The 10,410-nt window shown below is 64.3% G+C and carries 8 protein-coding genes and 2 tRNA genes; 4 read left to right on the top strand and 6 right to left on the bottom strand.

The features are described from left to right. Positions 1 to 285 precede the first annotated feature (285 nt). A tRNA-Ile gene (locus AC1AYR_RS07070) sits at positions 286 to 359 on the bottom strand. Positions 360 to 731: 372 nt separating this feature from the next. Between AC1AYR_RS07070 and AC1AYR_RS07065 the strand changes: the two genes are divergently transcribed. Continuing rightward, a complete protein-coding gene (locus AC1AYR_RS07065; protein WP_476512090.1) occupies positions 732 to 1,154 on the top strand; it encodes a glycerophosphodiester phosphodiesterase in 423 nt (140 codons plus the stop codon). Positions 1,155 to 1,337: 183 nt separating this feature from the next. On the opposite strand, the gene AC1AYR_RS07060 is transcribed toward AC1AYR_RS07065, so the two are convergent. Continuing rightward, positions 1,338 to 2,057, bottom strand: coding sequence for a hypothetical protein (locus tag AC1AYR_RS07060; RefSeq protein WP_476512089.1), 720 nt, complete (start codon positions 2,055 to 2,057; stop codon positions 1,338 to 1,340). Between the two features lie 471 nt (positions 2,058 to 2,528). On the opposite strand from AC1AYR_RS07060, the gene AC1AYR_RS07055 reads away from it, so the two are divergent. The 3 genes from AC1AYR_RS07055 to AC1AYR_RS07045 all read left to right on the top strand — a co-directional run bounded on the left by AC1AYR_RS07055 (position 2,529) and on the right by AC1AYR_RS07045 (position 5,927). Next, entirely contained in the window at positions 2,529 to 3,464 is a 936-nt protein-coding gene (locus AC1AYR_RS07055) for an EamA family transporter (RefSeq protein WP_476512088.1), read from the top strand. Between the two features lie 163 nt (positions 3,465 to 3,627). After that, positions 3,628 to 4,518: a hypothetical protein gene (locus AC1AYR_RS07050; RefSeq protein WP_476512087.1), complete on the top strand. Its 891-nt coding sequence runs from the start codon at positions 3,628 to 3,630 to the stop codon at positions 4,516 to 4,518. 458 nt (positions 4,519 to 4,976) lie between these two features. Then, positions 4,977 to 5,927 (top strand): ROK family glucokinase, encoded by a 951-nt coding sequence (locus AC1AYR_RS07045; RefSeq protein ID WP_476512086.1) that lies wholly within the window; start codon positions 4,977 to 4,979, stop codon positions 5,925 to 5,927. 86 nt (positions 5,928 to 6,013) lie between these two features. On the opposite strand, the gene AC1AYR_RS07040 is transcribed toward AC1AYR_RS07045, so the two are convergent. From AC1AYR_RS07040 to AC1AYR_RS07025, 4 genes are all read right to left on the bottom strand, one after another. Then, positions 6,014 to 6,090, bottom strand: a tRNA-Asp gene (locus AC1AYR_RS07040). An 81-nt stretch (positions 6,091 to 6,171) separates the two neighbouring features. Beyond that, a complete protein-coding gene (locus AC1AYR_RS07035; RefSeq protein ID WP_476512085.1) occupies positions 6,172 to 7,122 on the bottom strand; it encodes a hypothetical protein in 951 nt (316 codons plus the stop codon). 251 nt (positions 7,123 to 7,373) lie between these two features. Further along, positions 7,374 to 8,669 (bottom strand): MFS transporter, encoded by a 1,296-nt coding sequence (locus tag AC1AYR_RS07030; protein ID WP_476512084.1) that lies wholly within the window; start codon positions 8,667 to 8,669, stop codon positions 7,374 to 7,376. A gap of 112 nt (positions 8,670 to 8,781) precedes the next feature. Further along, positions 8,782 to 10,401: an MDR family MFS transporter gene (locus tag AC1AYR_RS07025; protein ID WP_476512083.1), complete on the bottom strand. Its 1,620-nt coding sequence runs from the start codon at positions 10,399 to 10,401 to the stop codon at positions 8,782 to 8,784. Positions 10,402 to 10,410: the final 9 nt, after the last annotated feature.

The following is a 10,410-nucleotide window of genomic DNA, read 5'->3' as shown; positions in this document are numbered from 1 at the left end:
CATTTCTTTGGTCGGAAAACAGAATACGCGGGAACGCCCCTTACGCTTACGGAATCAACGGCTCAACGACGAACTGGCTCAACGACGAACCGACACCCACGAAAACAGCAATAGCGCCACATAAAGAGCCAGAACACGGCAGAGGCGTTGTTAGGCGAAGGCGAACGACAGTGAGCCAGAGGATTGTGGCACGAAGTGCCCCCGCGGGCTGAGCCGTGAAGAAAACGGCAGAGGCGTTTTTAGGCGAAGGCGAACGACAGTGAGCCAGAGGATTGCGGCACGAAGTGCCCCCGCTGGGACTTGAACCCAGGACAAACACCTTATAAGGGTGCTGCTCTAACCGACTGAGCTACGGGGGCAACCTTCACGATTGTACCGGCGGCAAGGACTGCACGCGCCGGTCATACGCGACACGCCGACACCTCCCCCACGGCAAACAAAACTGTTCGCTTTTACATCACATCTACCATTATTAATGTGCGATTGCATACTTAACTTCACATCAAACCAAGAAGCCGCACAATACCGCCCAATAAAGTAACGCCCACGTGAACTCGATTGAAAATCGTTGATTTCCAATATGTTGAACGCTCACAACGTGCTAATCTGTATCGCAGATACCCACCACAGTATCCACACAGTCCACGTAATCACCACCCAAAACAAAACAACATAGTACTGCTGAAGCGAACATTATTCATGTTCACTTCAACTGCCGGAAGGGAATAGTCATGGCAGAAAACCCCAAGGAAATCACCGTCAACTTCGACATGTTCGACAAGACCCCGGAGGAGAAGACCGCCGAAGCCAACAAGGTCGCCAAGTCGTTCGGCATCAGCGACGCGGCACTGGCCGAGGTCGAGGAGTACAAGGCCAAGCTCACCCGCTACAACGCCTGGGACCTGCCGTTCATGGGCTACGTGAACGAGGACGGCTACGGCTACGCCTACGTGCCGGACGCCGCCATCGTGCGCGAACCCTACTGGGACGCCCACCGGGCGTTCCTCGCCCTGCCGGAGGACGTGCAGGTCGCGTTCGCGATCCGCATGCTGTTCACCCACCGCCCCGTCGACCGCTACGGTGCCAGCATGTTCCTCCACTACCAGCACGGTTTCAAGGTGAACTTCATCGGCGAAGGCGCCAACAAGTACTGATCGGCCGGATACCGGAGCGCAACCGGACGCTCGATCATCCTCCATATCGCAACGTCGGCGCGACGCAACGGGGCGTCCGCACAGACAACACCGAAAGGCCGTGAACACGGGCATCGCCCGGTTCACGGCCTTGTGCGTCATACGCGGCCGGACCACGACGTCCGGCCGACGCCCGACCAACGGTCATAGGCCGGGATGCGGCGCCCCTTCCCGCGCCACATCCTCCCAATCGACCTTGAGTCTGCGATCGCGCCCGTACAGCAGTCGCGCGTAATCCGCGTACCCCGGCTCCCACTCATGCAGGGAAGCCGCCACATGCACGCGGAACGTGTCATCGCACGGCGTATGCGCCTCATACAACGTCGGCCACGGCATGCGCCACACGCCCCGCACCTCGGCCAGCCGACCGATGACCGAGCCGCCGCATGCCCCATCGAACCGAGCCGCCGCCGCACGATTCCTCACCTCGAAAATGCCGCCACGCGCCAGATCCTCGACCACGAGCATCCCCTCGGCGGCGCACGCGCGACGCACCCAGAACCACGAGGCGAAATTCGACGCCGAAGTCTCGCACAGATCACGGTACTCGCGCTCCCCCACGCCATCGCGATCCTCACGCTCGTATGCGGCCGCCACCGCATATGGGGTCAAGCCGGAAACATCGAGATGATAATCGAACGCGAACCACTGCGCGAACGCCTCCTCCAGATGATCGTGAAACGCCCGCGAGCGCGTGCGGAACGGATTGAGGTTCACCTGAATGAAGAACTCCCGTCGCGCATCCCCGTACGTCACCACATCGCCTTCACGGAACATGGCGACCACCCGGTCCGTCGGCAACGTCGCCACCCCGGTATCGTCGCGATCGAGCTCGTCGACCGTCATCACATCGTTCATCGTCATGATATCCCCCTTCATCGGGTCCCCGTGGAGAGCACCGTCGCCCTCCTCGTGCGCCCAACGATAAGGGGCGTCGCAAGCCCACGCAAATCCTTCCGCGCAGCCGGGGATGATGGTGGATAACCCGGTGGACGGGCATCGGGTTATCCACCATCAGCGATGGAAAATCGGGGAAAAATCGGGGAAAGTCAAGGAAAGATCGATTGGGAAGGTCGAGGAAGAATCGGGGAAGATCAAGGAGAGATCGGGAAAGTCGGAGAGAAGCCAGAAAAGGAGAACCGACCAAGAACCGACAGGCAGCCGAACGGCGGAAGCCCACCCACCAAGGTCTCCAACGTGGCAGAACACGACGGAATGCGGCAGAACACGGCAGAACACGACAGAATGCCGCAGAACACGGCAGAGAACACGGTAGAATCCCATCCGGACCAGACGCATCCCAACCATTTGCACAACACGAAGGGACACCGGGACATGACGAACATGAACGACGCCACGAACGGAAGCCGGGGCGTCATCCAGACGCCGCGCGGCGTCGCCGCAACCCTCGCGCAGGCGTTCGTCTACGGCATGTTCCCCCTGTATTGGGCGGCGCTCGCGACCGTTCCCTCGATGAACGTAATGCTCTATCGCATCGTCACCGCCGCCATCGTCATGACGCTGTTCATGGTCGTCACGCGCCGCTGGCACGGATTCGTCCAGGCGGTGCACGCCATGTGGCGACGCCCCCGCGTCTTCTGGATGGAGGTGGCGGCGGCAGTGCTCGTCACCATCGACTGGGTCGTGTACATCCGGCTCGTCGCCGTAGGACGTACCTCCGAGGCGAGCGCCGCGAACTTCCTCATGCCACTCATCAACATGGCGCTCGCATTGGTCATCCTGCACGAACGCACCACGCGGCTCGGCATCGTCTCCATGGCGGTCGCACTCGTCGGCGGAGCGCTCTACGTGCTCGACACCGGCGCGTTCCCCGGCCTCGCCCTGCTGATGACGTTCAGCTACTCGGGATACTGCCTGATCAAACGCTTCATCCCGCTCGACCCGTTCCAATCATTGACGTTCGAGACGGGCGTGCTCGCACCGTTCGCCTTCGCGGCGCTCGCCGCGCAACCCCGGTTCGGTGTGCCCGACGGCGAGACGTGGTGGGTGTGGGCGCTGCTCGCCGGCTGCGGGCTGCTCACCGCGATACCGCTGGTTCTCACCTCATATGGCGTGCGCCACGCGGCGTTCCTCACGTTGAGTTTCACCCAATACATCACACCGACCATCCAGCTCATCCTCGGCATCGTCGTGCTCGGCGAACACGTGCCCGCCCACCGGTTCGTCTCATTCTCGGTGATCTGGCTCGCGCTCGTCATCTACACCTTCGACCTGGCACGCCGGCATCTGGAACGTCCGAAGCGTCCGTGACGCCGGCAAACGCCAATTGCTCCGGCATCGACGTCAATCACGCTGACGGCGAATCCACGAATCCGATCCACGAATCTGGAGATTATCCACCGGTTCCTCCACAGTTCCCCACCAAATCGGCAGGGGACGCACGAACTCTCCGGAAACCTTCTACGCTCATGCCATGGAGACCTTCGGATACAACACGTTCTACACGTTGAACGAGGCACGGGAACTGGCCGCACGTCGCCATGCGGAATGCCGCGCCGCGCTGCTCGACGCCTGCCGGCGGCGCAACCGGCGCACCTCCGGCAGGAACCCGCAGCCGCTTATCAGTCATGGCACACTATTGCAACTGGTCGGTATGGCCGCCACCATGAACACCTCTCCCGCCTACGATGACGACGCCATCCACGTCACCGTGCATGACATGAAGGACCTGCGAAGAACACCGGGGCTCCGATTCCACCATTGGAGTCACAGCAGCGAGATCATGCATGCGGACGAACTGGTGGCCGGAGTGACCCCTCAGCAGGCCATATGCCAGATGGCCCAGTACACCGATCTGCGCAGTCTGGTCATCGCCATGGATTGGCTGACCTGCGCCAATCCCGACCTACGTGCCTGCACCCATCAGGAATTAGTGGACTTCGTCGACGGCTGCGGACGGTTCACCGGAGCACGCCTCTGCCGGGCCGCGGTCGCACTCAGCCGCCCGGGTACGGATTCGCCGCAGGAAACCATACTCCGTCTCGAATGCAACGACTACGGGCTGCCGGAGCCGCAAGTCAACTATCCGATTCCCGACATGCTGAGAGGCACCGGGATACTGAAGGTCGATCTGGCGTTCCCGGAGGATCACGTGGTGGTGGAGTACGACGGCCGCTACCACTACACCTTGGATCGGTGGGAGGGAGATTTGGAAAAGCGCAATCGCCTGCGCGCACTGGGGTATGAGCCGTTCGTGGCCACCCGGAGGACCTTCGCCACACAGGCCAATCTCCAAGAGTTTCTATCCATGGTGGCGACGGCAATCATGCGATACCGCATGAGGGATCATTCCTTTGGTTCCTAAAGCATTCCTTTGGGAACCAAATCGAATCCTCCCCAGTTCAAGACCGCGGAACCGGCCGCATTCCGCGGTTCCCGATACGCATTCGCCTCCTATCCCCTGCAGCAGTTACCAAAGCAGTCTCTTCGGAACCAAAGGAATGAGCCGACGGTCTCCCATGAGCAATTCGACATGTACTCGGCACGCAATTCCCCGCGAATGCCCTTGTGGCCTCCCGTGTCGCGGTGAGACTACTTCACTCATCGGCGACCTCCATGCGAAAAATTCAACCTCCCTCATATGCAACCGTTGTCAAAATTTCCATGTAACACAATATTCAATGTGAACGCTCTCAATCGCACAAAGCGACAGAACGTGTCTCAACATGCGCAATCCGTGCTCCGCACGCCACCACTACGTCAGCCGTAAACGTTATGCTTTCCAGTGTCTACAACGTTCGTACACCAATCAAAGGAGAGCACATGACCACGCTGGCCATCGACATCGGAGGAACGAAGATCGCGGGTGCCGTCTGCGATGAAAACGATAGCATCATCCAGCGTTGGCGTGTGCCCACGCCGATGGATGCCGACGCCATCAACCAGCATATCGCCGAGATTTACCGCGAGGCCGTCGCCGCCGGCCACACCGACATCCAGGCGATTGGCATCTCCGCCGCCGGCAACGTGGCCGCGGACCGCAAGACCCTGACCTTCGCCGCGAACATCCCCGCATGGATCGACTACAACCTGTCCGAGCACGTGGGCGAACTCATCGACCACGCCGTGCCGGTCATCGTCGAGAACGACGCGAACTGCGCCGGCTGGGGCGAGTACGTGCACGGCGCCGGCCAGGGGCACCGCAACATGGTGGCGCTCACCGTCGGCACCGGCCTGGGCGGCGCGATCGTCATCAACGGCGAACTGTACCGCGGTTCCTTCGGCATGGCCGCCGAACTCGGCCATCTGCCGATGGTCCCGGACGGCGACCACTGCGGTTGCGGTCTGCGCGGCTGCGCCGAGCGCTACACCTCCGGCACGTCGCTCGAGAACTTCGCCAAGTCCGCCGTGCGCCGCCGCCCGCAGGACGGCAAGCGCCTGATGGAGCTGTGCGGCGGCGACATCACCAAGCTGGAAGGCCCGATGGTCTCCCAGGCGGCGCAGGAGGGCGATGAGCTCGGCCTGTACGCGTTCGGCAAGATCGGCGAATGGCTCGGCCGCACGATGGCCGCCGTCTCCGCCGTGCTCGACCCGGACATCTTCGTGATCGGCGGCGGCGTGGTGGCCGTCGGCGACATCCTGCTCGAACCGGCCCGCTACAACTACGCGCGTTTCCTCGAAGGCAGTGCCTACCGCGCCCACGCGGAAATCGTCGCCGCCACCGCCGGCCAGGATGCCGGCCTCATCGGCGCGGCAAACCTCGCCCTGCGCTGATCATCCCCATCGGCCCCCTCTGGCGAGGGGGTCCGATGGCATCTCGCCGCAAAAACACGAAAGCCCCGTCAATGACGGGGCTTTACTGGCGACCACGACCGGACTTGAACCGGCGACCTCCGCCGTGACAGGGCGGCGCTCTAACCAACTGAGCTACGCGGCCGTTTCGCACTTGCGCTGTGCAAGCACGAGTAGATATATTACCGACATCTGCGGTTCACGCAACCCTCGGCGTGTCGCACCACTATCCCAGCGCCGTCTTCATCACGACGGCGACGGCGATCACCAGCAGAAACCCAAGGGATACCAACGCATAACGCACCATCAGGCGTCGCTCGCGCTTTACCCTGACCATATCCAATCCCCATCCTTCGGAGGGAATCTGCGCTTCGTCGCGCGCCCGGCGCGCGATGTCCGCGTCGATGGCATCGCGTGTCGTCGGCACGATGACACCGCCCGGTAAGGCAAGCGGCGCGATTGAACGAACCGCGCGCGACGTATCCAGTGCGAACGCGACCACCGCGGCATACACCGCCCCTGCGGCGATGTCGCGCGACAGAACGCCCACGGCGATCAGCCCCAGCAGCCCGTATGCGAGCAGCGCCCACTGCATGCGACGCAACATGCGGATACGCGGTTCGGTCGGACCATGGTGGAACATCACGCACCACACGCCCACAACGCCCAGCGGGACGCACGCCAATGCGATGGCGACAGGAAACCCGCCCCCACCGATGCGCACGAACACGCCGGCCGCGACCATCACCACGTCGGACACGATCAGCAGAACCGCCACGGCGAACACGAGCACGCCCATCGCCAATATGCGACGCCGTTCCGATGACGGCCGAATCGGCGGCTGGGTCCACCACCAGTCGATTGTGCCCAGTTGCGGTCCGCGGCGCAGATACGCGACGGCCACACGGTCGCCGGCCGTCGCATCGCGGATTACGGCGGAAGCCCGATGCCATCCGATCAGATACGTCAGTGCGGCCACGCCGACGACGAACGCGCCGCCGGCAAGCCACGGATAGGCGCGCCCTGCCCATGCCGCAACCATCGATGACGACGCGTCAGCGGCACCACCACGCACACCAGCCGCGACCGCGCCACCCAACAGCACGAGAAACACGGATGTCCAAGACAGCGCCCGGATGCGGATACGACGTGCCGCCGCACGGTCGGCGACCGTCACCGGACCATCGACAAGTCCATCATCGCCCCACGCTTCGCCGCGACCGAATCCATCGCCACCGCCGAACCCGCTTTCGGCACCGTCCCCTTCACCGAACGCCGCCCGCCGTACATGCCCCATGCTTCCCCATCATCGCATCGGGAGTGCCGCGACGGCACGGCACGACGTGAACAGTGGCTGAACTTTCCTACGGCCATCCCACGGCCATTCCGCTTTCATTCCGCTTTCATTCCGCCGCCGTCTTGCATCCCCTATCCCACGCGCCCCGCAACGCACGCCACCACGCATTGGCCCACGGCGAGCGCGGTGAACAACATGAACGGCACGGTCCACGAGCCGGTCGTCTCGATCAGCGCACCGAAGGCGAACGGACCAACGGATGCGATGAGATAGCCGAGTGACTGGGCCATACCGGACAAGGCGACCGTCTCGGCCGACGAACGCCCACGCAGGGAGATCAGCGTGAGCGCAACGACCAGCGACGCACCTTGGCCGATGCCGCCGATCACGCTCCACGCGGGCGACCACGCCGGCATCAGCATCCAGACGAATCCGGCGACCACCATCGGCAGGCTGGCGGCGAGCGCCGCACACACCTGGTCGCCGCGCACATGCATCAGTGCGGGGATCAGCAGACCGGAGAGAATGCCGAGCGATTGGAAGACGAACAGCTGCACGCCGGCCTGCGAGTCCGTGAATCCGGCGGAGACGGCGACGGACGGCAGCCAGTTCGACATCGTGTAGAACGCGGCGGACTGCAATCCCATGAACAGCGTGACCCACCAGGTCATCGGGCGGCGCCACAACGGGGGACGCGAGGTCACGTCAGGCGCTGCGGTCGCGGCGGCATCCTCAGTCGCGGCGGCATCCCCGGTCGCGGCGGCATCCTCAGTCGCGGCGGCAGCGCGCCGTGCGACGCTCCCCCGCACCCCGACCCCGCAGCCGGAATCAGACGTCCTGCGGCCGTGCAGCACGCGGACCGACCACAGGCCGGCGACGACGACCGGCGGCACCGCCCACACGGCGAGCGATCCACGCCAACCACCCAGGGCATCCGCCAGCGAGGCGGACGTGAGTCCCGCGACCGCGGATCCCGATGTGATGCACGCCGAATACACGCCAGTCGCCACGGCGATATGACCGGCGTAGTCGCGTTTGGCGATCACCGGCACGAGCACGTTGCCCGCGGCGATGCCGGCTCCGATGGCCACGGTGCCCACCCAGATTCCGGCCGGGCCGCCGAACGAACGAACGAGATCGCCGGCTGTAATCGTCAGCAACGCCGCGAGGATCGTCGTATCCGCGCCGATTCTCGCCGTGGCGAACCGCACCAGTGGGCTGAACGCCGCGAACATCCACAACGGCATCGCGCCGAGCATGCCGAGCACGGTCTCACCCCAGCCCAAATCGTTGCCGATGCGGGTCAATACCGGTCCGACCGCGACGATCGCCGGCCGCAGGTTCAACGCCACCAGAAAGACCAACGCGGCGAGCAACGGCGTCGATGCCGTCGCCCGCCGCTCCCCATCCTCACTCAATGCACGCATTGTTCCATTGTAGGGACGGTTCCGCGCCGGTCGCAGGCCGATTCCAGAGGTTCCGTCTTCCACCGGCACCGACCAAACCGACTCGACCTACCATCCCCGAGGCAACCCGCCTCTACGCCGTCACCGCCTCCAGTTCGGGCGGGCGACGCGCGGAGAAGCGGAACATGAGCGCAGCGAGGATCGCGCCGCATACGGCCATGCCGGCGATGACCCACATGCTCCACGAGAATCCCAGCAGATAGGCGTCGGACTGCGACGCCCGCGGCACCTGAGACGCCCGCGGCACCTGAGACGCCCCCGAGCCACCGCGTGCGGCCGCGGCCGAGAATTCGGTGATCAGCGTGCTGGCGACGGCGGTGCCGACCGCGCCGGCGAGCTGCTGGATGGTGTTCATCACGGCCGACCCATCCGCGTTGAGGCGCGCGGGCAGTTGGTTCAGCGCGTGCGTCTGGTCGGGCACGAGCACGAATCCGGATGCCGCCATGAACAGCGCGTAGGCGACGGCGACCGCCCACACGTTGCGGTAGGCGACGATGAGGACGACGTCCATCACCGTGACTCCAAGGAATCCGCACAGGATGAACTTCGGCGGGAAATGCCCCTTGAGCGCGCCGCCGATCATCGGGGCGGCGATCGCGCCGACCACCGCGCCGGGCAGCAGGATAAGCGCGGCGACGAGCGAGCCGAAGCCGAAGCCGCGCTGCAGCAGGATCGGCAGCATGAAGTTGAGGCCGAGCACGCCGCCCGAGGCCATGAGCAGGATGAGCATGCCGAGCGTGAATCCGGAATAGCCGAACACACGCACTTCGACGAGTGGGTGTTCCGCCTTCAGCTGTGCAACCGCGAACACGGAGAGTACGGCGACGGATGCCGCGAGCGTCGCCCAGAACCGCCAGTCGCCGTTCCACGCGGCGAAGAAGCTCACCGCGACGATGAGTCCGGCAAGCCCCGCCGCGACGAGCAGCAGCGACGGCACGCTGATGCGCGCCTGTTCCGCGTCGCCCGGATGCCGGATCTCCGGTACGGTGGCGACGCCGAGCGCGAACGCGACGACGAGGAACGGCAGCATCGTGTAGAAGATCCAATGCCAGTCGAGCCATTCCATCACCATGCCGCCGAACACGGGGCCGATGGCGGGCGCGGCGCAGGTGACGAGGCTCACGATGCCGAGCATCGCGCCGCGCTGTTCGAGCGGCGCCTTCTCCAGGATGATCGTGGTGATGAGCGGCAGGGAGATGCCGGTGCCGAGCGCCATGACGAGACGCGCGGCGAGCAGCATCGGGAAGCTCACGGCGAGCGCGCCGATCAGCGTGCCCACGGTGAAGATCGCGACCGCCGTGACGAACAACGTCTTCGTGGCGAAGCGGCGCACCATGAACGGCGAGCTCGGGATCGCGACGGACAGGAGCAGCAGGTAGCCGGTGGTGAGCCACTGCACGGTGGATGCGCCGATCGAGAATTCGGCCATCAATGTCGAGTAGGCGATGTTGAGCGACGTTTCGGACAGGATGCCGAGGAACGTGAGGATGGCGAGCGCGACGACGCAGACGACGAGGCGCGCGGGAACGCCGCGTTTGGCGTTTCGCACGGTCTCGGAGTCACGCTCGGACGCGACGGCCCGCACGGATACGGAGTCCTGCGCGGATTGCGAGGTTTCGACGGACTCCCCCGCCCGTGCCGCTCGCGCGTTCTGCGTATCGTGTCGCGTATCGCGTCCGTTCCGTCCGTCCATGCGTGAGGT

This window comes from Bifidobacterium sp. LH_417 (assembly GCF_056357035.1).
This window is presented reverse-complemented; position numbering and strand designations above follow the sequence as displayed.

Bases quoted from the DNA above. Each gene is read 5' to 3' on its own strand.
- AC1AYR_RS07025 (WP_476512083.1), bottom strand. From the start codon at position 10,401: ATGGACGGACGGAACGGACGCGATACGCGACACGATACGCAGAACGCG.
- AC1AYR_RS07065 (WP_476512090.1), top strand. From the start codon at position 732: ATGGCAGAAAACCCCAAGGAAATCACCGTCAACTTCGACATGTTCGAC.
- AC1AYR_RS07055 (WP_476512088.1), top strand. From the start codon at position 2,529: ATGACGAACATGAACGACGCCACGAACGGAAGCCGGGGCGTCATCCAG.
- AC1AYR_RS07050 (WP_476512087.1), top strand. From the start codon at position 3,628: ATGGAGACCTTCGGATACAACACGTTCTACACGTTGAACGAGGCACGG.
- AC1AYR_RS07060 (WP_476512089.1), bottom strand. From the start codon at position 2,057: ATGACGATGAACGATGTGATGACGGTCGACGAGCTCGATCGCGACGAT.
- AC1AYR_RS07030 (WP_476512084.1), bottom strand. From the start codon at position 8,669: ATGCGTGCATTGAGTGAGGATGGGGAGCGGCGGGCGACGGCATCGACG.
- AC1AYR_RS07045 (WP_476512086.1), top strand. From the start codon at position 4,977: ATGACCACGCTGGCCATCGACATCGGAGGAACGAAGATCGCGGGTGCC.